The organism is Halalkalibacter flavus, from assembly GCF_036663575.1.
In the GTDB taxonomy this organism is placed as follows: Bacteria; Bacillota; Bacilli; order Bacillales; family Bacillaceae_D; genus Halalkalibacter; species Halalkalibacter flavus.
This window is the reverse complement of sequence record NZ_JAWRVK010000006.1, coordinates 91,807-114,582: the sequence shown is the minus strand read 5'-3', so window position 1 is coordinate 114,582 and position 22,776 is coordinate 91,807. Positions and strand designations below refer to the sequence as shown.

The 22,776-nt window shown below is 38.4% G+C and carries 24 protein-coding genes; 8 read left to right on the top strand and 16 right to left on the bottom strand.

Features of this window, described 5'->3' with window-relative positions:
* Window positions 1–91: 91 nt before the first annotated feature.
* Together gltB and SAY88_RS06125 are read right to left on the bottom strand one after the other, a co-directional pair.
* On the bottom strand, window positions 92–4,687 hold the full coding sequence (gltB, locus tag SAY88_RS06130; protein WP_332630313.1) for a glutamate synthase large subunit: 4,596 nt from the start codon (window positions 4,685–4,687) through the stop codon (window positions 92–94).
* A gap of 271 nt (window positions 4,688–4,958) precedes the next feature.
* On the bottom strand, window positions 4,959–5,723 hold the full coding sequence (locus tag SAY88_RS06125) for an NRDE family protein (protein WP_332630219.1): 765 nt from the start codon (window positions 5,721–5,723) through the stop codon (window positions 4,959–4,961).
* Window positions 5,724–6,017: 294 nt separating this feature from the next.
* Here SAY88_RS06125 and SAY88_RS06120 point away from each other — a divergent pair, with 294 nt between their 5' ends.
* The 4 genes from SAY88_RS06120 (at window position 6,018) to SAY88_RS06105 (ending at window position 10,106) form a co-directional block, all read left to right on the top strand.
* The gene (locus tag SAY88_RS06120) at window positions 6,018–7,022 is read left to right on the top strand and encodes a toxic anion resistance protein (RefSeq protein WP_250094911.1); all 1,005 of its coding nucleotides are present in this window, start codon (window positions 6,018–6,020) and stop codon (window positions 7,020–7,022) included.
* A 30-nt stretch (window positions 7,023–7,052) separates the two neighbouring features.
* Entirely contained in the window at window positions 7,053–7,952 is a 900-nt protein-coding gene (locus SAY88_RS06115) for a hypothetical protein (RefSeq protein ID WP_332630217.1), read from the top strand.
* A gap of 106 nt (window positions 7,953–8,058) precedes the next feature.
* A complete protein-coding gene (locus SAY88_RS06110) occupies window positions 8,059–9,003 on the top strand; it encodes an MBL fold metallo-hydrolase (protein ID WP_332630216.1) in 945 nt (314 codons plus the stop codon).
* Window positions 9,004–9,119: 116 nt separating this feature from the next.
* The gene (locus SAY88_RS06105; RefSeq protein ID WP_332630214.1) at window positions 9,120–10,106 is read left to right on the top strand and encodes a DUF2777 family protein; all 987 of its coding nucleotides are present in this window, start codon (window positions 9,120–9,122) and stop codon (window positions 10,104–10,106) included.
* 55 nt (window positions 10,107–10,161) lie between these two features.
* On the opposite strand, the gene SAY88_RS06100 is transcribed toward SAY88_RS06105, so the two are convergent.
* From SAY88_RS06100 to SAY88_RS06085, 4 genes are read right to left on the bottom strand one after another with little or no spacing between them, the layout of a single operon-like run.
* On the bottom strand, window positions 10,162–11,604 hold the full coding sequence (locus SAY88_RS06100) for a PH domain-containing protein (protein WP_332630213.1): 1,443 nt from the start codon (window positions 11,602–11,604) through the stop codon (window positions 10,162–10,164).
* Window positions 11,597–12,073: a PH domain-containing protein gene (locus tag SAY88_RS06095; RefSeq protein WP_332630211.1), complete on the bottom strand. Its 477-nt coding sequence runs from the start codon at window positions 12,071–12,073 to the stop codon at window positions 11,597–11,599. Before SAY88_RS06095 ends, SAY88_RS06100 begins: the two co-directional genes overlap by 8 nt.
* Before the next feature lie 27 nt (window positions 12,074–12,100).
* Window positions 12,101–12,319, bottom strand: coding sequence for a hypothetical protein (locus SAY88_RS06090; RefSeq protein WP_332630208.1), 219 nt, complete (start codon window positions 12,317–12,319; stop codon window positions 12,101–12,103).
* Window positions 12,320–12,330: 11 nt separating this feature from the next.
* The gene (locus tag SAY88_RS06085) at window positions 12,331–13,458 is read right to left on the bottom strand and encodes a conserved virulence factor C family protein (protein WP_332630206.1); all 1,128 of its coding nucleotides are present in this window, start codon (window positions 13,456–13,458) and stop codon (window positions 12,331–12,333) included.
* A gap of 175 nt (window positions 13,459–13,633) precedes the next feature.
* On the opposite strand from SAY88_RS06085, the gene SAY88_RS06080 reads away from it, so the two are divergent.
* On the top strand, window positions 13,634–14,356 hold the full coding sequence (locus tag SAY88_RS06080) for a metallophosphoesterase family protein (RefSeq protein WP_332630204.1): 723 nt from the start codon (window positions 13,634–13,636) through the stop codon (window positions 14,354–14,356).
* Between the two features lie 12 nt (window positions 14,357–14,368).
* On the opposite strand, the gene SAY88_RS06075 is transcribed toward SAY88_RS06080, so the two are convergent.
* The 8 genes from SAY88_RS06075 to ilvA all read right to left on the bottom strand — a co-directional run bounded on the left by SAY88_RS06075 (window position 14,369) and on the right by ilvA (window position 20,000).
* The gene (locus tag SAY88_RS06075) at window positions 14,369–14,791 is read right to left on the bottom strand and encodes a TlpA disulfide reductase family protein (protein ID WP_332630203.1); all 423 of its coding nucleotides are present in this window, start codon (window positions 14,789–14,791) and stop codon (window positions 14,369–14,371) included.
* A gap of 121 nt (window positions 14,792–14,912) precedes the next feature.
* Window positions 14,913–15,350, bottom strand: coding sequence for a BrxA/BrxB family bacilliredoxin (locus SAY88_RS06070; protein ID WP_250094901.1), 438 nt, complete (start codon window positions 15,348–15,350; stop codon window positions 14,913–14,915).
* A 15-nt stretch (window positions 15,351–15,365) separates the two neighbouring features.
* The gene (locus SAY88_RS06065; RefSeq protein WP_332630200.1) at window positions 15,366–15,710 is read right to left on the bottom strand and encodes a thioredoxin family protein; all 345 of its coding nucleotides are present in this window, start codon (window positions 15,708–15,710) and stop codon (window positions 15,366–15,368) included.
* Window positions 15,711–15,852: 142 nt separating this feature from the next.
* A complete protein-coding gene (locus SAY88_RS06060) occupies window positions 15,853–16,113 on the bottom strand; it encodes a DUF2524 family protein (RefSeq protein ID WP_332630198.1) in 261 nt (86 codons plus the stop codon).
* A 52-nt stretch (window positions 16,114–16,165) separates the two neighbouring features.
* The gene (gene rnz / locus SAY88_RS06055; RefSeq protein ID WP_332630196.1) at window positions 16,166–17,089 is read right to left on the bottom strand and encodes a ribonuclease Z; all 924 of its coding nucleotides are present in this window, start codon (window positions 17,087–17,089) and stop codon (window positions 16,166–16,168) included.
* Between the two features lie 22 nt (window positions 17,090–17,111).
* Window positions 17,112–17,633 carry a type 1 glutamine amidotransferase domain-containing protein gene (locus SAY88_RS06050; protein WP_332630194.1) on the bottom strand — a complete coding sequence of 174 codons (522 nt, stop codon included), beginning with the start codon at window positions 17,631–17,633 and terminating at the stop codon, window positions 17,112–17,114.
* Window positions 17,634–17,770: 137 nt separating this feature from the next.
* Window positions 17,771–18,403 carry a YitT family protein gene (locus tag SAY88_RS06045; protein WP_332630192.1) on the bottom strand — a complete coding sequence of 211 codons (633 nt, stop codon included), beginning with the start codon at window positions 18,401–18,403 and terminating at the stop codon, window positions 17,771–17,773.
* A 349-nt stretch (window positions 18,404–18,752) separates the two neighbouring features.
* On the bottom strand, window positions 18,753–20,000 hold the full coding sequence (gene ilvA / locus SAY88_RS06040; RefSeq protein WP_250094895.1) for a threonine ammonia-lyase IlvA: 1,248 nt from the start codon (window positions 19,998–20,000) through the stop codon (window positions 18,753–18,755).
* Between the two features lie 253 nt (window positions 20,001–20,253).
* Here ilvA and SAY88_RS06035 point away from each other — a divergent pair, with 253 nt between their 5' ends.
* The gene (locus SAY88_RS06035) at window positions 20,254–20,451 is read left to right on the top strand and encodes a hypothetical protein (protein WP_332630191.1); all 198 of its coding nucleotides are present in this window, start codon (window positions 20,254–20,256) and stop codon (window positions 20,449–20,451) included.
* Between the two features lie 222 nt (window positions 20,452–20,673).
* Entirely contained in the window at window positions 20,674–21,300 is a 627-nt protein-coding gene (locus SAY88_RS06030; RefSeq protein WP_332630189.1) for a trimeric intracellular cation channel family protein, read from the top strand.
* Window positions 21,301–21,349: 49 nt separating this feature from the next.
* Here the strand turns inward: SAY88_RS06030 and SAY88_RS06025 are convergent, their stop codons facing one another.
* Together SAY88_RS06025 and racA are read right to left on the bottom strand one after the other, a co-directional pair.
* Window positions 21,350–21,724 carry a YppE family protein gene (locus SAY88_RS06025; RefSeq protein WP_332630188.1) on the bottom strand — a complete coding sequence of 125 codons (375 nt, stop codon included), beginning with the start codon at window positions 21,722–21,724 and terminating at the stop codon, window positions 21,350–21,352.
* Between the two features lie 69 nt (window positions 21,725–21,793).
* Window positions 21,794–22,339 carry a chromosome-anchoring protein RacA gene (racA, locus tag SAY88_RS06020; protein ID WP_332630186.1) on the bottom strand — a complete coding sequence of 182 codons (546 nt, stop codon included), beginning with the start codon at window positions 22,337–22,339 and terminating at the stop codon, window positions 21,794–21,796.
* A gap of 228 nt (window positions 22,340–22,567) precedes the next feature.
* Between racA and SAY88_RS06015 the strand changes: the two genes are divergently transcribed.
* Complete coding sequence (locus SAY88_RS06015) at window positions 22,568–22,687, top strand: spore protein (protein WP_250094890.1); 120 nt, start codon at window positions 22,568–22,570, stop codon at window positions 22,685–22,687.
* Window positions 22,688–22,776 lie beyond the last annotated feature (89 nt).

The window sequence follows — 22,776 nt, the reverse complement described above, 5'->3', positions numbered from 1 at the left end:
GAAGGAAAGATGAACTCAGAAGGACGGCCTGATCTTAAGTTAACGATCCGTCAACTTAAGATCGATAATGCCGCCCATTGAGACACCTTAACTATTTTCCACTTACACGAGACTTATCACTCTTATTTTCATCAAAAGCAACCATCACAGCATCACTATCTGTAAGCCCTTCTTGCTTCACTCGATTAATAGCTTCAAGCATTCTCTTATAATCTTTCGGAATCACTTTGACAAACTTCGCTAATGATTCGTTCCAGTTTGCAAGAACAGCAGCTGCTTTTGTACTCTTCGTATAAGCAGAATGTTTTTCAAGTAGTGTACGTAATAGATCCATATCTTCTTGTACTGTTATATCTTCTAAATGCACCATTTCTTTGTTGCATTTAGAAGAGAATGTTCCATCTTCATCAAGTACAAACGCTATACCGCCAGACATACCAGCAGCAAAGTTTTTCCCAACTGAGCCAAGGTTCACTACAACTCCGCCAGTCATGTACTCAAGACCATGGTCACCAACACCTTCAACAACAACACTCACACCGGAGTTACGAACAGCGAAACGCTCCCCAGCAATACCATTAATATATGCCTCTCCGCTTGTTGCACCATAGAAAGAAGTATTCCCGATTAGGATATTTTCTTCAGCTTTAAATGAAGACCCTACCGGAGGATGAACGATAATTTTTCCACCTGATAATCCTTTACCAGTATAATCATTCGCGTCACCTTCAAGGCGTAAGGTCATTCCTTTTGGAATAAAGGCACCAAAGCTTTGACCAGCTGAACCTTTAAAGTCAAACGTAATCGTATCTTCAGGTAATCCTTCAGCCCCGTAACGTTTACTAATTTCGCTTCCGACAATCGTACCAACAACACGGTCAATGTTTTTAATAGTAAATGTACCTTGAACTTTATCACCATTTTCTAGAGCTGGCTTACTAGCTGCTAAAAGTTCTCTTGCATCTAGTGACAACTCAAGCTGATGATCCTGGCTCTTTGTACAGTAGTTACTCTCATGATCTTCTGGATTCGGTTGGTAAAGCAAGTTTGATAAATCAATGTGCTCAGCCTTCCAGTTATCTACCTCTTTATTTGGTTCAAGAAGATCTGTACGACCGATTAATTCATCCAACTTCTTAAATCCTAGTTCAGCCATAAGCTCACGGATCTCTTGTGCCACAAAGTGCATGAAGTTTTCAACGTGTTCAGCTTGACCCATATACTTTTTGCGAAGTTCAGGGTTTTGCGTAGCAATACCGACAGGACAAGTATCTAAGTGACATACACGCATGATGATACAGCCTAAAACAACAAGTGGTGCTGTTGAGAAAGCAAACTCTTCAGCTCCAAGTAATGCAGCAACAACGACATCACGGCCCGTCATTAACTTACCATCTGTCTCAAGTGTTACACGGTTACGTAAGTTGTTTAGTAGAAGTGTTTGGTGAGTTTCTGCTAGACCAATTTCCCACGGTAAACCAGTGTGTTTGATACTTGTTCTAGCTGCAGCTCCAGTACCACCATCATAACCACTAATGATAATTCCGTCTGCACGGCCTTTTGCAACCCCAGCTGCAATTGTACCAACACCTGTTCCAGCAACAAGCTTCACGCTCACTTTTGCTGTCGGATTCGCATTCTTCAGGTCATGAATAAGCTCAGCTAAATCTTCAATTGAATAAATATCATGGTGTGGCGGTGGTGAGATAAGACCTACACCTGGTGTAGAACCACGAACTTCTGCAACCCAAGGATAAACCTTGTTTCCAGGTAATTGACCACCTTCACCTGGTTTTGCCCCTTGTGCTACTTTAATTTGGATCTCATCCGCATTTACAAGGTAATGACTTGTAACCCCAAACCTACCTGAAGCTACTTGTTTAATAGCACTTCTACGTAAATCTCCATTTTCATCAGGAGTAAAACGAGCTGGATCTTCTCCACCTTCTCCTGTATTACTCTTTCCACCAATACGGTTCATAGCAATCGCAAGTGTTTCATGTGCTTCTTTTGAGATCGAACCAAATGACATAGCACCAGTACGGAAACGTTTGAAGATTTCTTCTACCGGTTCAACTTCCTCTAGCGGAATAGATTTACGGCCATTCTTAAACGCAAGCAATCCACGTAACGTTGTTTGCTCTTTTGTCTGTTCATTGATTGCATTGGAATACTTCTTAAATAAGTCATAATTGTTATTCCGACATGCATTTTGCAACATGTGAATCGTATGAGGATTGTATTGATGCGGATCCCCATTACGACGCCATTGAAGGTCATCACCTGGATCTAACGCCTTATCTACACCTTCTTGTTTTGAATAAGCACGATTATGACGTGTACGTACTTCTTTTTCAATTATTTCTAGATTCACTCCACCAATTCTAGTTGTTGTCCACGTAAAGTAGCGATCTACGACCGATTCATGTACACCCACAGCTTCAAAAATTTGTGCACCTCGATAACTTTGAATTGTTGAAATACCCATTTTTGATAAAACTTTCATAATTCCTTTTGCCGCAGCTTTAACATATTTGTTTACTGCTTCAAGATAAGAAATCTCTTCAAGTAATCCATCTTGAATGAGTCCATCAATCGAATCAAATACAAGATAAGGATTAATTGCTTCAGCACCGTAGCCTAACAAACATGCAAAGTGATGAACTTCTCTAGGCTCACCAGATTCAACTAGCAAGCTTACTTTTGTTCTCGTCCCTTGACGGATTAAGTGATGATGTAAGCCTGAAACTGCTAGCAGTGCAGGAATCGCTGCTTGTGTCTCGTTCATTCCACGGTCACTTAAAATGATTAGCGTGTGGCCGCATTTAATCGCAGCGTCAGCACGAGCAAATAGCGAATTTAGTGCATCTTCTATTTGACTATCTTCCTTTGAAACATCAAACAAGATTGGTAACGTAATAGATTTGAAACCTTCCATTTTATTATGGCGAAGCTTCGCTAACTCTTCATTGTCCAAAATTGGATAAGGAAGATGAATGTGACGACAGCTTAATGGTTCTGGATTCAGCAAGTTACGTTCTGCTCCAATAGTCGTACCAGTAGCCGTAACCACTTCTTCGCGAATCGCATCAATAGCTGGATTCGTTACTTGAGCGAATAGCTGTTTGAAATAGTTGTACAAAAGTTGAGGTCTCTTAGATAAGACAGCGAGTGGTGAATCATACCCCATTGAACCAACAGGATCGACTCCATCTTTTACCATTGGCTGGATGACCTTTGACAACTCTTCATACGTATAGCCAAAAGCAAGTTGGCGTGTACCAAGGTTTTTAAAGTCCGTATTTTCAACATGAGCAGTCTCAAGGACGTCTTCAAGGTTGATTAAGTGCTCGTTTACCCAATCTTCGTATGGATGTTCACTAGCAATCTGGTGCTTAATTTCTTCATCAGGAATAATACGGCCTTCTTCCGTATCAACTAAAAGCATATGTCCTGGGTGAAGACGTTCCTTATAAAGGACGTTTTCAGGATCAATATCAAGAACCCCAACTTCAGATGACATAACGATATAATCATCTTTTGTTACATAATAGCGAGACGGACGTAATCCATTTCGATCTAAACATGCTCCAATTTGCTTTCCATCTGTAAATACAATTGCTGTAGGGCCATCCCAAGGCTCCATTAACGTGCTATGGAACTGATAGAATGCTTTCTTTTCAGCACTCATTTGCTCATCATTTTGCCATGGTTCTGGGATCATCATCATTGCTGAATGAGCCATCGATCGGCCTGCTAATGATAAGAATTCAATCGTATTATCAAACATCGATGAGTCCGATCCACTACTATCAACAATTGGAGAGATTTTCTCAATGTCCTCACCAAACGCATCTGTTTTAAACATAGCTTCACGCGCATGCATCCAGTTAACATTTCCTTTTACTGTGTTAATCTCACCGTTATGGATCATATAACGGTTTGGATGTGCCCGCTCCCAGCTCGGGAATGTATTTGTACTAAATCTTGAGTGAACAAGTGCAATCGCTGTTTCAAAATCAGCATCAGGAATATCTAAGAAAAACTGATCAACTTGTTCTGTTGTTAACATCCCTTTGTAGACAATTGTACGACTGGAAAAACTTGCAAAATAAAATGATTCATCTGGTGGAACAAGATCAGCAAGTTCGTGTTCAGCACGTTTGCGAATCACGTAAAGCTTACGTTCAAAATCTAATTCCGTTTTAAGTTCTGAGTTGCGCTTAATAAATAATTGACGAATAAATGGCATTGCTGCTTTTGCCGCATTACCAAGCATGGAATCATCAACAGGAACATCGCGCCAGCCTAGAAGTTCCAAGTTTTCTGTTTCTATAATGGATTCTAGCCCTTTTTCGCAGTTTTCCCGTGCTTCTTCATCCTGTGGCAAAAATAGCATCCCTACTCCGTAGTCGCCTGCTTCAGGAAGAGCTATACTATCTGCTAAACAGACTTTTTCAAAGAAACGATGAGGAATTTGTAACAGGATCCCTGCACCATCTCCTGTATTTACTTCGTCACCTTGCCCACCACGATGTTCTAAATTTCGTAGAATTTGAAGTGCATCTTCAACTACTTGATGCGACTTCTTCCCTTTCATATGGGCTAAAAAGCCGATACCGCAATTATCATGCTCAAATTGTGGATCATATAGGCCTTGTTTTTTCGGTAATTGTGCGTACCGCATTGGCATCAACCCTTTCTCCAAAAAAGTAAAAATCAATCAACTCTCCCCAAAAAGCTATGAGCTAATATACAGGATCATATCATTTTTCTGACATTTCGGCAAATTGAAATTTGCTGAAATGTGTAATGAAAGCGCTTTATGTATGGTATTTCCTCAAAAAATTTTTATTAATTGTTCAAATCGACTAATTATTATTCCGTATAAAAATTCCATTTCATTGTATAAAAATTCATCACTTTTGTTCATTTAATTATTTTTTATAAAAATTATTTTAGGTTTCAAACAACATGTCAACTTTGTCTAAGCTCTCTCCATTAGGCCCATATCCTTGCTCAATCAAACGAATGGTTCCTTTTTTAGAAAACAGAATGACCGTAGAAGCGCGAGTACCGTAATAAGAACCCTTAATAAAAATCGGCGAAAGCATACGTTCAATCTCAATAGGAACACCTGTACTAGGGAGCTGGTCATCGCGAAATAATGTTTCATCCTTTAGAATATCCATGCATCGTTCAATCAGACACTCTTCATTCATAGACTCTAAGAAAACGTCTGAAAGTTTTTCTTTCAGTTTTCTAGCCTTTGGCCAGTCTGTATTTAACTGGGCATTGCTAACTACATGTAACCCACTTTCTAATCTTTCACTATTTGCCCTGTTAGAACTATAAAGCCATTGATCACCTTCACCTGTAATCAGGTTAAAGCCTTGATATAGATCTTTTTCTTGCAACACTTTCCTTACATATGCTTCTGGTTCATCGTTATGAAGTAAGAAGTCGGTAACTAATGCTCCTCGTGATTTCATGTCTTCAACGCTTCGCTGTTCCCTCACATTCGTCACTGCTGCAAGCCTTCCACTCTTGGTCACCCCTAACCAGGTGCCACCCTTATCAAGATCTCTTCCTGCTACTACAGCGGTATCACCCGTCCATAAATGTGCTCGTTCTGTTGCACGATTAAAAAACTCGTCTCTATTGCTGACTAATACTACGTCATATTCTGAATGTACATGTAACCCTATAGCAAGCAGACACATATAATCACACCTTTCACACAAGCTTTATGTCAAAAATGATAAAAGAAAATTTTTCATCTTACCATTGATACAGCTTCCCTCTTCCATGTTTAACATACTTATTTAATTCACTACATCTATCTAGAGGATGATTGTATTAATCCCTAAAATCCATCATAATATTACATAGCTTGAAACTGGATGAGTATTCATTACGTAAGATAAAATAAGGAAAGAGATAAAAAATTGCTAAAAGATCGACCTTATCCTTTTAGCAGCAACCACACCATTGACAATAGAGGAGGAATGATTCCTATGAGTAAGGCTAGCAATCAAACAAATAATGTATTAGACCAATACAAGCAAGACGAAGACCTATCAAAACTCCTAAACTCATTAGATTCTTTAGGAGAAGACGAACAACGTGAAGCCGGAGAATCTTTAGAAGCATTAAAGCGCCCCGTAAAAGAAATGATGCAAGATCAATCAAATCAATTACCTACTCAGCTACATCAATTAAAGGAAACAGTCAGTCAGTTAGAACCAACTTATTTGAAGGAAAGTCAGACAAAAAAATGGATTAACAAACTTTTGCGACGTAACCCGATTGAACAATATGCTCGTAAATATCAAACGGTCGAAGCACAGGTCGATGATATTGTTGAGGGGCTTTTAAGTGGAAAAGATAAGTTACAAGAAGATACACTCATGCTTCATCAACTAAAAAGTGTCGCTAAGGAGCGGATTGCTAATTTAAATGAACAAATTGATTTAGGCAATCAACTAAATAAGATGCTTGAAGATGAAATGGTAAAAGAACAATGGGCTGATAACCCAAATGAATTAAAAAAAGGCCAGTTGAAAGTCATTTCTCGTGTGAAAAACATGTCTCAGGCAGTTATGGTATTACAGCAATCATTGGCTTCTGTTGATTTAATTGTTGAAAATAACGACAAGCTTGAAGAAGCGATCTTTAACGCAATTACAATGACGAAAAACGTGATTACGGTATCGGCTTCGATCCAATTAGCGTTGTCAAATCAGCAGAAGGTCATTAAAGCAGTCAAACATGTTAATGAGGCAACTGAATCGATGTTATTGTCTAACTCTGAACTGTTAAAACAAAACACAGAAGAAACATTAAAAACTCTTGAAGAGCCTGCTATTGCGATTGAATCGTTTCGCAAAGCATACAACAATGTTTTTGAAGCCATTGAATTAACAGAGAAATCAAATGAACGGATTGTGCAGACAGGTCAAGAATTTATTCAAGAGCTTGACTCATTAAATAAGGAAATGAGAACAAAATTATTAAAGTAATGGGCGAGTTATGTAGAAAGGCGGGGTTTGATGGAGTGGGTAGATAAAATGAAGTTGATGTTTACACCGGCTCATAAAAAGCCGGTCGAGGATCACATTATTAGAGATACCGCGACAAGAAGTATGCTAGAGGATGCAGAAGACTTGCTTGTTAGAATGGCCGAAAACGCCCCTTCTTCTAATCAAAAGAAATCCATCCGTCGCAAACAAAAAGAATGGCTGATTAAAGTAAAAATAAATCATAAATATATTTCTGTCGCAATGCTGGATCAAAAACACTCATCTTCCCCTATTAAAAAACGGATCGTCATCGTTTGTTTTCGTAAATATATGAAAGCTAAAAATGGAATTGGCATATGTAAAGAAGCTTCGATTCGCTACATTAAGGATGGACGAGCGCACATTCGCTCCGTTCGTGAACCATCCTTATTTCAAAGTCTTTTTTACCGTATTCACCATCTTGATTTAGCCTATTCAAATGATGCGGTGACGATTCAACAATCAGCTAAAGATTTATTAACAAATCAGCAACATTTGTTACAAGAAACAAAAACAAATGATTTATCGATGTTACTTGAAGAAGCGAAGCGTTATGTCCGAACAGTAAATCAGTTTTCCGTTGATCCACTCATTGAAATTAAAATGCAGAGACTTATACAACAAGGAGAGAAACTACAAACTGATTTTACATTGTTAGATTTCGAGGAACGTCATACAGTAAGGCGTATGTTTAAAGAAGACGTCCCCTCCATTATTCATACTTATTTATCGCTTTCATTAAAACATCAGTTAGATCATAAAGAAGAGCTTTATGTTGCTTTATCTAAAATGGAATTAACATTAATTCGTTTTGTCGAGCGTTTGGAACAACTTCGTGTGGAACGGATGAATCATTTATTAAAATTACAGTCTGTAAGGTATGATAAATAAAATCTCAAAAATAGACTATGCCATTTGTAATTATTTTCCTTGTCACCTTTCATTTCATTGCTTACACTTAATGTAAGTGTTTTCGATTGATTGGAGGCTATATTACATGTCTACTATTATAAAACTGTCACCGTCTATCTCCCTAATAGACGGCTATGACTCAAACCTTCCCTTCAGAACAGGTACATACGTTTTACATGAGGAAAAAACAACGTTAATAGAAAGCGGTCCGTCCCCTTCTGTCTCACATGTATTAAAGGGCCTTAAAGCACTTGATATTAATCCCTTAAATGTGGCTTATCTTATTGTAACTCACATCCACCTAGACCATGCAGGTGGAGCGGGGCTTTTACTTGAACACTGTCCAAATGCAAAACTCATCGTCCACCCTAGAGGGGCAAGACATATGATTAATCCCTCTCGCCTAATAGACGGTGCAAGAGCTGTGTATAGGGATAAATTTGAGAGTTTCTTTGATCCAATCGTACCTGTTTCAAAAGAGCGTGTTATTGAAAAAAATGATGGTGAATCATTGCAGATCGGGCAGGATTCGATACTTACTTTTTATGACACACCTGGTCACTCTGCCCATCACTTTAGTATTTATGACTCAAAATCGAAAGGAATCTTTACTGGGGATACATTAGGTGTACATTATGAACTCTTGCAAAAAGAAGGATATCACTTTGTCCTCCCTTCAACGTCCCCAAGCCAATTTGATCCAAAAGCTATGTTAGAGTCGTTGAAAAGGATTGAAGATCTTAACGTAGAAGTAATCTATTTTGGTCATTTTAGCGCATCGTATGAACCAAGTTTGGTTTCTAGTCAAATTAGAAAATGGCTCCCTCTTTTTGTTTCTGAAGGTCAATCTATTTACGACAAAAAAGAAAGTGAAGAGAAACTTGCTAAAACGTTACTTGCAATGATTCAAGAAGAACTTGACCTACAACAGATTCCGAGAAATCACCCTGTTTATGACCATATACAACTTGACTTACATATTTGTTCAATGGGGATTTTTCATTACCTTCAAAAAAAAGAGATACAGTAAGTACTTCGTCATGAGACTGGATAAATCGGCCTACTTGCGTAAAGTAGGCCCACCTTATTATAATGTGAATACCATTTTTATGATTAGATACAATCACCGATGAAGTGAGGGGTTTTATGGACCGGAAACAAGCACAATTAAACATTGGCAATGTCGTGAGAATAGATGAAGGTGATTCAGGTACGTATTACGGGATACTAGAGAAAGTAATTGCTGAACCTAGAAAACCATGGCGAGGAATAGTGGTTATCCAAGGCGTTTTTGACCTACCTAATTTAGTAGATGTAGATAAGGAAAATCACTCAGAAATCCCGCCACTTCTATATAAACAAGGAGAAACACGTGAATTTGAAGGAATAAAATTATCGGTAGTATTGGATGACGATCTTCCAGAAACATTTGAGATGAGTGTTAATAAAGCTGTAAGGATCCGACATTTTGAATGGCAAAGGGAAATTGAAAGTCTTAAAACAAAACAAGATATGTTATTGCACTATCTTTCTACTTCTAATGTAAATCTAGACAACTTCCAATCAAACAAACACTCTGACGTAATCACCTATACGTTTCATCATGACGGCGATCGTTTTATTTTAATTGACGAGAACGAAGAACGTCTTGATTTAGAAGACTGTCCTTTTACGATGAAGTGGGAAGCGCAAAATGAAAAAATGATTGGTACATATGATCGAAATGGTATATTTGTTTCAGAGCATGGATATCGATATAGCCCAAAAGAAGGCGATCTCTTTATGATCGATCGTGAGCAATTTGATCCTTATGTCATTCTACGGAATGAACTAGAACCAGCTGCTCTATCATCGCTTGAAAAAAACTTGGAACATTTCCAACTTTCTCACGAAGATTTGGTAGATTGTCATAACTCACTATTAACTCAACTACTAAATACAAAAGATCAAAGAACGTTTCGCGGTGCTAATTTTTTACTTTATAAAGGCCCTGAAGGTATGATCCTCGTGCAGCATCATTATGAACGAACCCTTCATCATGACAAAAATGATCGAATTTACGATCGGTTTGAATTTACGACTGATCAAGGCAAACGAGCAATCGCCACATATACAAATGAATATTCTATATAATGGCAAAGGGGGTGTCTCAAAAGGTCAAAAATAGACCTTTGAGACCCCCCCTTTTTTATTCGTCTATTTTGTTTGTTCGGCCTAAATACCATTCAAGCAACTGATCAGCTGTCTTTCTATCAAGATCTATGACGGTAAATGATTTTCCGATAACACTTGATAATATCGAAAAGCGAAAGCTAGCTAATTGTTTTCGCCTTTGAAAAAAGGATGTCTGAATTTCAGCTGCTTGTATTTTAGGCTTTTCTGAGACAACGAGCATTTGACTTATTTTCCGATAACGAATCCATACATGTGTTTGATTGATTCCTGCCCCAGCATCTCGGTATTGCCAAAATCCAAAAACAAGGCAAATGGCAACAACAATAAACCCATAATAACCCGCGGGATGGATGAACCAGCCAATAATGATTGTAGCTAGCAAAGGGACTGCAGTTGAACGGATGAAAAAACGAATGAGTGATCGTCTAGGAGCAGGCGTTATTTCAAATTGTTCGGCATACTTCGGTAAAATTTTTGATAACACCTTGATCATCTCTTCATCTTTAGTGATAGGAAAAAGGACGGTTGATAATTGTTCATCATTTGTCCCTCCACCAGCACTCTCAACATATACAGAGCCGAAACCAAAGGGCTGGCGAAATAAATTTCGAACAACACGTACAGCCGTCACTTTATGCGTGTGTATCGTTAGTTGCCTCCGCTCAAGCAACCCTCTAGAAATGACCAACTCATTGTCGAACTTCTCAATTTTGAACCGACCATATTTTAAAAGTGTCCCCAAAAACGAAATACACCAAGATATAAATACAACAAAAACGATAATCATGAGAATGGTGGCCACTCCTGAACCTGACAAAAAACCAAATACTTGTTCATAAATCGCTTCGGGTAGAAATTGTTCAACTTGAGTAAATAATGCAGCCACTGCAGAGATCGTTAATCCTAACCCACTAGATGTCAACCCGGCAATGACTAAACGATTTGAAGAAAGATGCCAAATAAAATCTGCTTGTTCTTTCTTTTGCTCCTCTTCATCGATAGAGGCTTCCACTTGTTTTTTTAGAAGTTCAGAACGAATTTCCTCCGCTTCTTCACGACTTATAGCAATTAAGCTCACCTCTGGCTCCGCTCCCCCTCCAGCAGTTTCGATTTTCACTTTTACTAAACCAAATAATCGTTGAAACACCCCTGCCGTTATATCAATACTTTGGACACGCTTCTGTTGAATATAGCGCTTTTTTTTGATAAGGAGTCCTTTTTGAATGTAAAGTTCTCCTTCCACAATTCGATATTTGAACGTAAACCAATGAGCAATACCGCTCAAAATGACAAAAATAAGTATCCCTAGCCAAATGTACTCAAACCGAAAAAAACCTACTTGCTCACTTGTACTACCTAAAAAGAAAGTTAAAATAAATGGAAGTAAAAAACTTCGTAAGGTAGTTAGGAAAGAAACAAAGATAGCAGCAACATGTAGTCGCTTAAGCTCACTCATCCTCAGCCACCGCCGCTAGCTCAGCGATTCTATCCCGTAATTCATCTGCAACTTCCATTGTTAAAGAAGGAATTTGATGAACGGTAGCAGCAGTAGATATTGACACCGCCGCTAATTTATACCTTCTTAATAGAGGGCCTTGCTCTGTGTCAACATGTTGGACACGAGTCATAGGAATTAACGTACGTTTGACGATAAATACACCGCGTTGTAAGTCAATTTCATCTGCCAATACTTCATACCGCCATTTCTTCCATTGTAACGGCGGAATAACAAAAACCGTAATAATAAAATAGATAATAAATCCACTTAGTAATATCCAAAAGATCCATAAGGGAATAGAAAAGAAATATACAAGAACACCATAACCAATTGGAATGAGCGCAACAAACAGACTCTCAAAACATGCGCGAAGCCTCCAAACTGGCAATGCTTTTTTAGATAAGAATTGGGATGGTTCGTGGCGCAAAGCACAACCTCCTAATATCAAAATAATCTACGAGCCTTCTTCTTCATCTGTTACATAAATAATTTGTACACCTAAATCTTTCAATACATTTAGTAAGGCGCTGTTTAGTTCCTTGTCATAAACTAAGCCAATGGATTCCACTAGCTCTAATTCCTCAAGATAACCTGCTTCTGCATCTTCAATCAGCTCTACCATATCATCCATCTCACGGCTTTTCAGCTCATTTAGCACCGCTTCTTTTGTCATCCTTGCCACCTCTATTCATTATTTTTTCGCGATTCGGTCATTTGCTTCCAAACAGACCCTTTCGCTTCCTCTCCACCTTCAATTCGCGCAAGCGCCATTTTCACTTGTAAGGCAACTTCAAACTCAGGATCTGATTCAGCTTTTCTTAATGCCTCAATTGCCTGATCGTCTCCAACTTCATATAAAAACATCGCAGCTCTCCAACGAACCAGTTTGTTTTTATCTTTTAATGCTTCGATCATAAATGGAATGGCTTCTTCCATACCTAAATCTGATAAACAGTCTCCAGCTGTACGACGAACAGTAACGGATGCATCCTTTAATGCTTGATATAAATAAGGCAATACTTCTTTTGTTTCAATCATCCCAAAATAGACAGTAGCTAAACGTCTAATTGATGCTTTCTCATCTTGTAATGCTTTAGCTAATACAGGAATATCTTTTTCCTTTGGATTCATTCTCTCGAGTACAGCATAACGATCACGCCAATCTTCTTGATCAAGCATTTCTAAAGTAACATCAATAAATCGTTCCCTCTTTGCAGCTTGGATATCCTCTTTCCCATTTGCCATCGCCACGAGTCCATTTAAGCGATCTTGAGAATATGCCGCTGATATTTCTTCAGCAACGTCTTTTGCAATTTCATCTAATTCACCATAGCGCACGCCTTTTTCAACCCATTTTCGTTCCATAACAACATTGTCGTCCTCTTTTTGAGCCTTAGCAATCGCAAGAGCAAAACGTTCTGGCAATCCTTCTCGTTTTTCCTGTTCCCCATCTGATAGTTTGATTTGCATCGGTATCCCTTTAAAAGTTTGGACAAATACATTCACTTCACCAAAATGCTCATTTACTTCGCTATTCTCTGATTGTGACTCAACATCCTCTCCAAATACAGCACGTACATGTGGGAGGATGTTTTTCCAATCTACCTTTGGATGTCGATCAATCGCAATGAAGTCTGCTACATGGTATACACCTTTTACCCCCTCAATGTTAAATAATGATTGTATGTATACTGGGGCTTCGTTCTTATTTTTCTCCGTGTAACTGTTTCTCGCACTTTCACCAAGACTCTCACTTAACGTCAATTTCATCGTATTAGGACTTGGTGTTGGTTCAATTGATGTTATTTTCATAATGAAAAACCTCCACAGCTTTAGATATCTTCTCCCTTTGATCTTATCATAGCACCAATTTTCGTGCCAATCAGATGAATCTCACCTTGGATCCAACAAGTTGTAAAAAATTTCATCAGAAACAGGAAAAATAGAGCTAGTCTGTTATAATAGAACAAAAGGGAGGGTTTTTTCAATGAGAATAGCTTTTTTATCTGATATTCACGGAAATGCTACTGCTTTAGAAGCGGTATTGCGCGATGTACAATCTCAACGTGTTGATAAGATTTGTTTCCTTGGTGACTTATGTTTCCGCGGCCCTGAGCCAAAGCGCGTTCTAGACATTGTTCGCAGTTTGGATGCGGATGTCATTAAAGGAAATGCCGATGAATGGCTTGTTCGTGGAATAAACGAAGGAGAAGTCCCTGAAAGCGCTCTTACTATTATGAAACAGGAACGAGAGTGGACATTACAGCGCCTTAGCGATGAAGACCTTACATATTTGAAGGGACTTCCAACTGAATTAGTATTGGAAGATGGGTTAGATTCAATTGTTCATGCGTTTCATGCGACACCTAACAGCTTGTTTGACGTCGTACTACCTGATCAAACCTCAGAAATTGAAAATACGCTTATGCAAAGAGACGACGCTGACCTTTATGTATATGGACATATTCACCATCCATATATCCGTTCGCTTCATGGAAAAAATGTTGTAAATACAGGAAGTGTTGGTATGCCATTTGACGGACACCCACTTGCTTCTTATTTAGTAGCTGAAATTGAGGAGGGACGCCATCGCCTCCATTTAAATCGCGTTCCATACAACAGAGAACATGTTGTTGAAATTTATAAGCAGGGTGGGTATCCTAACATTGAAACAATGGGACGAGTTATTTTCTATGGTGTTAGACCGTAATTGATACCGGAACTATGCCTCAAGTATTGATGCAACACCTTTCATAATTTCCATTATGGTTGCCTTATCATGATATATGAAGGCAACCTCTTTTTTTTCATTTAACAGAACAGTTGTTGGTACCCCCATACACTGGTATAAATCATACACTTTCGTTCCATTGTCTTTTAACACTGGGAACGTATAGCCATTCTTTTCAAGAAATACATTGACGTCCACTTTTGGGTCACGCCCTGTCACATGAATCATATACATATCAATTTGATCCGTTTCCATTGACTGGTAAAGCATCTGTTTTGCTTGTAAATCTCTTTGTGAATCTGGACACCATGAAGTCCAAAATGAAATCATCGTGACTTTTTTATTAGCTTCTTCAAGTGACCATTCCATATCTTTCCTTGCCATAGGCAATGTAAAGCCAGGTGCTTGTTTCATCTCACTTCATCCTTTTTTATAAATAATATGGTGAACTTAAGGAGGGCACTAAAAAAGGAGGGTTTTCCTTTTTCAGTGCCCTCGATCCAACCTTAGTTTGAGTCACTAATCTTCTCTATATTTATTTACTACAATGATCATTGTAAGCAAGTGCTAAGTTACGAATAATATCTTCAGGAGCCGCTCCCTCGATTTGTTCACGTGGAATAAAGTGAACAACCTCCTTCCCTTTTAAGATGGCCATTGATGGCGAAGAAGGTGGAATATCCGCAAAATAAGAACGCATTTGCGCAGTTGCTTCTTTATCTTGACCCGCAAATACAGTTACAAGATTTTCAGGCGTATTGTCATGTTGAAGAGAGGTTACAGCAGCTGGACGAGCTAATCCCGCAGCACAACCACATACGGAGTTAATGACAACTAATGTCGTACCTTCTGCTTGCTCCATATATTGATCAACTTCCTCAGCTGTTGTTAATTCTTTAAAGCCATTCTCTGTTAATTCTGCCCTCATCGGTAAAACTACTTGACGCATGTATTCTTCGTAAGCCATTGACATGTTTATTATCCCCTTTCAGTCTGTTCTTTTTTCTAGCAAAACCCGAGCCGCCGCATAAGGCTTCAGTACATCATGAATGAATCCAATCGATTGAAATGCATAAATGCGCTCTACTCCTAGTCCTTTTTGAAACAAAAGTAAACATGGTACGCTTTTGATCTTCCACTTTTGTGCAAATGCAGGCGAGTGGTTAATATTTAATGAATAAATAGGCAATGACTCTAAGGTGGAATCAACAACCGCTACCATTTTTTCTGCTAACTTACATGTTCCACATAATGGTGTATAAACGAAAACAACCGTTATTGGTTCTCGATTTGCCAGCATTTTTTCCAAGGTACTATGTGAAATTTCCTCCATCTCATTCCCTCATTTCTTCATTCCCTATTTTAGCAGAAAAAGAACAATTATGTATAGAAGAAAGCTGCAAACCATATCAGTGCCCTTTTCATAAGAAAGAGGTTGTCGTAAATACGACAACCCCAAAGACAATCGTTACTAACTAACGCTTCAGTATAAAATGATTTTGTAGTTGGTTTACTTGAATTTGCGTACGGTGCAATTGATCGCGTTGCTCAGGAGTGGCTGCATGCATAAGAGTTCCAAGCTCATCATTTAAATCTTGCAAATTCCTTTGTGCTTGGATATACTCCCCGTAGTCTCCTTCTTGTACACGCTGTGAGTCTTCAAAGGTCTTTTGTGCTGCTTCAAGTGTTGTTTCCGCTTTTTCTAGAAAATGTTCAAGATGAGTGCGCTCTGCCATGATCATTCCTCCTAATAATCTGTGATGCATGATCTTACTTTGCGCAACTAAATCAAACGTTATTCATCAACTTGTATACCATTAAATCATGAGCGACAATCGTCCCATCTAAAACCGAGCGAACTTCTTCTTCCAACTCATTCTCCGCACCAGCATACCTTGAACTAATATGGGTCAAAATTAACTGATCAACGTTCGCTCGTTTTGCAATTGATGCAACTTCAGTAATCGTCGAATGGCCAAATTGTTCAGCGTGACTTTTTTTATCTTCCCGAAATGTACCTTCGTGAATTAACAAATTAGCTGATTCACTAAAAGAAATCATTTGTTTTAACGGTCTTGTGTCACCTGCGATAACGACCTTTCTTCCCTTCTTTTTTTCATGGAGAAACTCATTCCCATCAATGATTCGACCATCAGGAAGCTCAATCGTTTCTCCTTGTTTGATCCGTTGATATATTGGGCCAGGTTTAATTCCTAGTTCTAGCAGTTTTTCAACTTTCAGCGCCCCTTGTTGGTCGGCTTCTGTTAGTTTAAAGGCAAAACTTGGCATAACATGATCTAACCCCATCACTTCTACCTTGATTGAATCGTCCTCATATATAATGCCCTCATCAATCGTAATGAAATGGATGTCATACGAAAGGTATGATTTAGAAATGGTTAGTGCTGTTTTCACGAATGTTTCTACACCGTCTGGTCCATAAATCGCTAACGGCGTTTTGGCACCTTGGGCCGATCTGGAACAAAGCAAGCCAGGCAGGCCAAACAAATGATCACCATGTAAATGACTTATAAAAATACGATCGATTTTTGTTAACGTAATTGGACTTTTCAAGATTTGGTGCTGTGTCGCCTCTCCACAATCAAATAACCATTGCGTGCTTTTCTTCTGCAAGAAGCGCACAACTAAGCCGCTCACATTTCGACTTGTCGAAGGAACTCCTGAACCTGTTCCTAAAAAATGAAACTCCATATACCTCACCTATTCTTTTCTATTACTGAGCTAATGCATCCGCAAACGCCTTTGCATAAGGAGGCAAATCTGGAGGTCTACGACTTGAAATAATATGGCCATCAACAACAACTGCCTCATCAAACCATTCTGCTCCCGCATTTTCCATGTCATCACGAATGCCAGGTGTGCTTGTTACTTTTCTTCCGTTCAAAATTTTCGCTGAAATCAAGACCCAGCCAGCATGACAAATCTGACCTATTGGTTTCTCGTCTTTATCCATTTCTTTGACAAAAGTTAATACTTCTGGATAGCGTCGTAATTTATCTGGTGCCCAACCACCCGGGACAAGAATTCCATCATAATCTTTAGATGATACTTCTTCATAACTATAATCAGAAGTAGCCGGCACTCCATATTTTCCGATATATGTCTTATCCTTTTCGCTTCCGACAAAATGAACAGTGGCCCCTTCTTCACGCAACCGCATAACAGGGTACCAGAGTTCCAAATCTTCAAACTCCTCATCTATAATAGCCATTACTTTTTTTCCTTCTAATCGCACTGCTATCACTCCTTTTCACTTATGTACATTGTAAGTATAGCATGACTAAATCTTTAGCAAAAATAATAACGTCTACAAAGAAGGGGTTATCCCTAAAAGGCTTTGACCTTTTGGGATAACCCCGAAGCATACTTACATTATGATTCATTAATTGTTTGAGAATGAGCCTTTTCATATACAGGTTGCTCAGCTGGCGCTTTAATCGGTGATTTTTTGTAACGACCTATGATCGTACTTGCTACAAAAATTACAAATACAGAAAGCAATGCATTACCCCATCCAACTAAAAGACCTGCAAAGATAATAATTAATAAATCACAAATAAAAATCGACAACCCGCGATTGACCTTCCACTTCTGATCCAGGTAAAGTGCCAAAATGTGGATTCCTCCAAGTGAGGATCCATTATTTAAAACTAATGTAACTCCAAACCCTATGCATAACCCAGCTAAGGTGGTTGAAAGCCACATCGGGACCGAAAAGAATGGCAAAAGATCTAACCCGTCACGAACGATCGAGATCCCAATGATCGACATAAAACTAGAAATGGTAAACCACTTACCTAACTTATTATATGACATCAAGAAAAACGGTAAGTTTACTAAGAAAAACAGCACACCCCACGACCATGGGCTCACAAACGTTAATACTGTCGCAAGTCCTGCTGTTCCTCCAAAGGTAAGCTCATGCAAAGCTAAAAACTTTAAGCCGATTGATGTAAGGAATAAACCTAAAATAACTAAAGACACCATTTTTAATCTTGCTATCACTAGTTCTCACCTCCACTTCCTCTACTATACTATCTACCTTACGAGAAAAAAGTAGATCGGTCAATGTATACATCTGAATTTTTATTCATCAGAATTATCAGACAATTACTATTACCAAGAGATTCCGAAAGTGCACAACAAAAAATATGCAACTTTTTATACATTTTAAACATAAAAAAACGAGAACAATCATAGGTGTAACGTTATATACTTTGTTCATTTCAAACAACAAAATATATAAAAGATACCTATCGTTCTCGTTTTTTTTCTTAATAAAAACCAACTGATCAATCGTTTCAATTAAATTTCTAGCTTACTGTCCGACCCAGAGTTTTCACGTGATTTAACCTCAAATCAGTAAGTGAAATAAACTCTCATCTTTATTAATTTCCTGGTAATCAAAGCCTTTTTTCAAAAGTCGATCTATGAGGCCTGGATAGTCATCACGGCATTTCAACTCAATCCCAAGTAAGACAGGTCCATTTGATTTATTGTTTTTCTTTGTATATTCAAACCGTGTAATATCATCATCAGGTCCTAGAACCTCTTGAATAAATTCTCGTAGTGCTCCGGCACGCTGAGGAAATTGAACGATAAAATAATATTGAAGTCCTTCATAAATTAAAGATCGCTCTCTCATTTCCTGCATTCTCCCAATATCGTTGTTTCCTCCGCTTACAACACATACAACTGTTTTGCCTTTAATTTCTTCTTTATAAAAGTCAAGAGCCGTAATTGACATTGCTCCAGCTGGCTCAGCGACAATCGCATTTTGATTATATAATTCTAGAATTGTTGTGCAAATTTTCCCTTCAGGAACTAATACAATATCATCTAAAACATTTTGGCAAATTTCAAATGGAATTTGTCCGACTTTCTTCACAGCTGCCCCATCTACAAATTTATCGATTTTTTCAAGTTCGAGTACTTGACCCTTCTTAAGCGATTCTTTCATAGCAGGAGCGCCTGCAGGCTCACAGCCAATGATTTTCGTGTGTGGACTAATGCTTTTAATATAAGTTCCAACTCCACTTATTAATCCCCCTCCACCAATCGAGGAGAATAAGTAATCAATATTTTCGTCAATATCGTTCATGATCTCCATACCCACCGTACCTTGACCAGCAACAATTTTTTCTTGATCAAATGGGTGTATAAATGCCATTTCATGTTCATTACAATATTCCATTGCTTCATTAAATGAGTCATCAAAAGTATCCCCAGACAACACAACGTCAACATATTCTTTACCAAAAAATTTCACTTGATCAACTTTTTGACGTGGTGTCGTTGAAGGCATAAAGATTCTTCCTTTAATTTTCAGCGTTCGACAAGAGTAAGCGACTCCTTGAGCATGGTTTCCTGCACTTGCACAAACAACACCATTATTTAACTCTTCTCTCGAAAGACTAGAAATTTGATGAAACGCACCTCTAATCTTAAATGACCGAACTACTTGCAGGTCTTCTCGTTTTAAATACACGTTACATTGATAACGCTCTGATAATACTTCATTCTTTTGTAACGGAGTATGTGTCACTACATCCTTTAAGCGTTGGTTTGCAATGATAATATCTTCAATATGTACGGTTCCCATAATCGTAATCCTTTCACTTTAAAAACTGTCTCTACTTTTACAATACGTTTATCTTATCATACCGGCTATCATTGCGTAACCCCTCTGTATCGTAATACGTGAAAAGAGCAAATGATGACGCTTACACCCAATTCGCTTTTTGATGATTGATTATTTAATCATTCGTAACTATAATAAAGAGGGTACATTGTAATTTATAACAAATACATATGTCATTTGAAACATTGTTTGTTTTATTCAAGGAGGGTTGACCATGGGAAAGAAGATTTCAGTATTAACAGCAATTATGTTTGTGTTGTTTCTTTTGCCAGCACAAGTACTAGGTGCAGGTGGCGGAACTGAAGAAGCAGCAAGCAGTGAACCTTCAGGTATGCTTGTCTTGGCTCTTACAATTATGTCAATATTAACACTTGTTACTATGATTTTTTATTCATTTCGCGATAATGGTTAATGACACTGTTTAACCAAGAAAAAGAGGAGGCAATGGCTCCGCACGTTGCACGCCTTCTATGAGGAAACCACTCATAGAAGGCTTTTTAAGTGAGAGACACTTCTCTCTCCTAAGGCAACGGCACCGCACATTGCTTCGAGGGTACTGAAAAAACCTTTTTTAGTACCCTCGTTAAGGACACCTCCTTTTTCATGCTTACGATATTAATAGGAGGTGACCAACATGTGGGAAGTACTAACTATTATCGGAACGATTGCTTTTGCTTTAAGTGGAGCCATTGTTGCGATGGAAGAAAAATATGATTTAATGGGTGTGTATATTCTAGGTCTTGTTACTGCATTCGGGGGAGGAGCTGTACGAAACCTTTTAATTGGAGTTCCGGTTTCAGCTCTATGGGAACAAGGTTCTTTATTTATTTTTGCTATCGTTGTTATGACGATCGCCTTCCTGTTTCCTGTTATATTGCATCAACAATGGATTAAATTTGGTCTTTTGTTTGATGCGATTGGCCTCTCCGCTTTTGCCATTCAAGGTGCGATGTATGCAACGGACATGGGACACCCATTGTCTGCTGTTATTGTAGCTGCTGCCTTAACCGGAACAGGTGGTGGGATGATACGAGATGTTCTTGCTGGAAGGAAGCCATTATTCTTGCAACAAGAAATTTACATTGTTTGGACAATGGTAGCTGGTGCACTTATTGGTCTGCATGTTGTCACGACTCCTATGGGCTATATCGTCTTATTTGTTTCTGTCATTATTCTTAGGATGTTATCGGTTCATTACAAATGGCAGCTTCCAAGACGTGAGTTAAAGAGCTTTCCCGAAAAAACAAATACGAGCCTCTAATAAAAATAGCTGACACATCTAATATGAGTTGTGTCAGCTATTTTTATTTTTATTGTTGTAATGCATCGATCAGTTGTTTCAAAACGTATTCAACAGACTTATATGTTTCCATTTGCCGTTTTCTCCCTGTTTCTTTATAAAAAGTCTTAATCGCGACAATTTCTAGGTTTTCTTCAGTTTGTTGTAATTGACTAGGATGTAAATGCATTGGCTTCTCATTTTGAACGAAATTTTTTGCCAATGGCAACCATTCACTCCTCACACGATCTACACTTTCGGCAAAAGGTTTAACGACTCCGTAAAAATCAGGTTTATAATCTTCATCTGCTCTTACGGTCTCAACATACATTTTTTCAGCTTCTTTATTTAAACGACGTAACTCTTCAGTTAATGTAATTAATTGGGAACGGTTTACTTCATTCATTTCAGCTCAGCACCTCCGCTCCCAATCTTAGCAGAAAGGCCCTTCTAATTAAAAGAAAGTCATCAAATCTTATAATGAAAATAGCTGCATAAAAGAGCGCCATTTTTTCGGTTTAACGTTTCCTCCAACAACCATTGGCAAGTCATCATTGTCTGATAATGCCCTTACTGGCTGATGAACTTTACTTTCCATCTCGCTCAGGCGTTCTTCAAGACTTTTAATCATTTTCATCATATCCTCTAATTCCGTACGATGCTTTAACAACTGATAGCTAACAACATCATCTGCTTTTTGAGAGATTTTTTCATCTAATTCATTCACCCGACTCATAACAGCTTCCAGTTTTACTTCGTACGCCGAAGTTTCTACAAAATGCTTTTTCACTTCAACAGCCTTCACATTGTTACCCTCTATTTGAATGTCTCTCATCCGTTTTCCTTCTTTAAGTTGATCTTGCACGTTTCGCATAATCGCCACATGTTCATCTGTAAATAAATAATGTCCATGTTCATTTGTTTCACACACTAAACCAAAATATTTCGCCCACCGTTGTACGGTTGTTGGATTCACACCTAACTGCTCAGATACCTCTTTTGTTTTCATAGTCATTTCCATTAGACGTACCTCCCTAATTTTTGGTCTTGTACAACGAATTCTCCCTAGCGTATGAAATCCCTCCAAGCCTGACAAAACTAGAACTGATTCGGCAAAGAAAGTGAGAATAACCCTTTCTCAAACAAACACATTCGGATTTTGACAAAACTTGTTATTTTTTTGTTCGCACTCGTTATGAATGTCGAAGACTGTGGATTCACATACTAAAAATGAAAGGAGGCGTCCGATATGAATAAAGAGCGTAAACGTAATAGCGAAATGAATACTGCCGATAAAACAAAAGAACAAAGAAAAGAAGGGTACACAGGCGACAAGAAGCTAGGTGGGCCAAACCGTCCGGCTGAATAATGTATGAAAAGGGTACTGAAGCAATCAAAGCTACTGATTCAGTACCCTCAAATTATATCTTTTCGTGTGTTTAATTTAGAGTTCACTCC

Bases quoted from the DNA above. Each gene is read 5' to 3' on its own strand.
- rnz (WP_332630196.1), bottom strand. From the start codon at position 17,089: ATGGAGTTTCATTTTTTAGGAACAGGTTCAGGAGTTCCTTCGACAAGT.
- SAY88_RS06125 (WP_332630219.1), bottom strand. From the start codon at position 5,723: ATGTGTCTGCTTGCTATAGGGTTACATGTACATTCAGAATATGACGTA.
- gltB (WP_332630313.1), bottom strand. From the start codon at position 4,687: ATGCGGTACGCACAATTACCGAAAAAACAAGGCCTATATGATCCACAA.
- SAY88_RS06060 (WP_332630198.1), bottom strand. From the start codon at position 16,113: ATGGCAGAGCGCACTCATCTTGAACATTTTCTAGAAAAAGCGGAAACA.
- SAY88_RS06075 (WP_332630203.1), bottom strand. From the start codon at position 14,791: ATGAAACAAGCACCTGGCTTTACATTGCCTATGGCAAGGAAAGATATG.
- SAY88_RS06105 (WP_332630214.1), top strand. From the start codon at position 9,120: ATGGACCGGAAACAAGCACAATTAAACATTGGCAATGTCGTGAGAATA.
- SAY88_RS06100 (WP_332630213.1), bottom strand. From the start codon at position 11,604: ATGAGTGAGCTTAAGCGACTACATGTTGCTGCTATCTTTGTTTCTTTC.
- racA (WP_332630186.1), bottom strand. From the start codon at position 22,339: ATGGAAATGACTATGAAAACAAAAGAGGTATCTGAGCAGTTAGGTGTG.
- SAY88_RS06030 (WP_332630189.1), top strand. From the start codon at position 20,674: ATGTGGGAAGTACTAACTATTATCGGAACGATTGCTTTTGCTTTAAGT.
- SAY88_RS06120 (WP_250094911.1), top strand. From the start codon at position 6,018: ATGAGTAAGGCTAGCAATCAAACAAATAATGTATTAGACCAATACAAG.
- SAY88_RS06115 (WP_332630217.1), top strand. From the start codon at position 7,053: ATGGAGTGGGTAGATAAAATGAAGTTGATGTTTACACCGGCTCATAAA.
- SAY88_RS06080 (WP_332630204.1), top strand. From the start codon at position 13,634: ATGAGAATAGCTTTTTTATCTGATATTCACGGAAATGCTACTGCTTTA.
- SAY88_RS06035 (WP_332630191.1), top strand. From the start codon at position 20,254: ATGGGAAAGAAGATTTCAGTATTAACAGCAATTATGTTTGTGTTGTTT.
- SAY88_RS06110 (WP_332630216.1), top strand. From the start codon at position 8,059: ATGTCTACTATTATAAAACTGTCACCGTCTATCTCCCTAATAGACGGC.
- SAY88_RS06025 (WP_332630188.1), bottom strand. From the start codon at position 21,724: ATGAATGAAGTAAACCGTTCCCAATTAATTACATTAACTGAAGAGTTA.
- SAY88_RS06065 (WP_332630200.1), bottom strand. From the start codon at position 15,710: ATGGAGGAAATTTCACATAGTACCTTGGAAAAAATGCTGGCAAATCGA.
- SAY88_RS06015 (WP_250094890.1), top strand. From the start codon at position 22,568: ATGAATAAAGAGCGTAAACGTAATAGCGAAATGAATACTGCCGATAAA.
- SAY88_RS06090 (WP_332630208.1), bottom strand. From the start codon at position 12,319: ATGACAAAAGAAGCGGTGCTAAATGAGCTGAAAAGCCGTGAGATGGAT.
- ilvA (WP_250094895.1), bottom strand. From the start codon at position 20,000: ATGGGAACCGTACATATTGAAGATATTATCATTGCAAACCAACGCTTA.
- SAY88_RS06070 (WP_250094901.1), bottom strand. From the start codon at position 15,350: ATGTCAATGGCTTACGAAGAATACATGCGTCAAGTAGTTTTACCGATG.
- SAY88_RS06085 (WP_332630206.1), bottom strand. From the start codon at position 13,458: ATGAAAATAACATCAATTGAACCAACACCAAGTCCTAATACGATGAAA.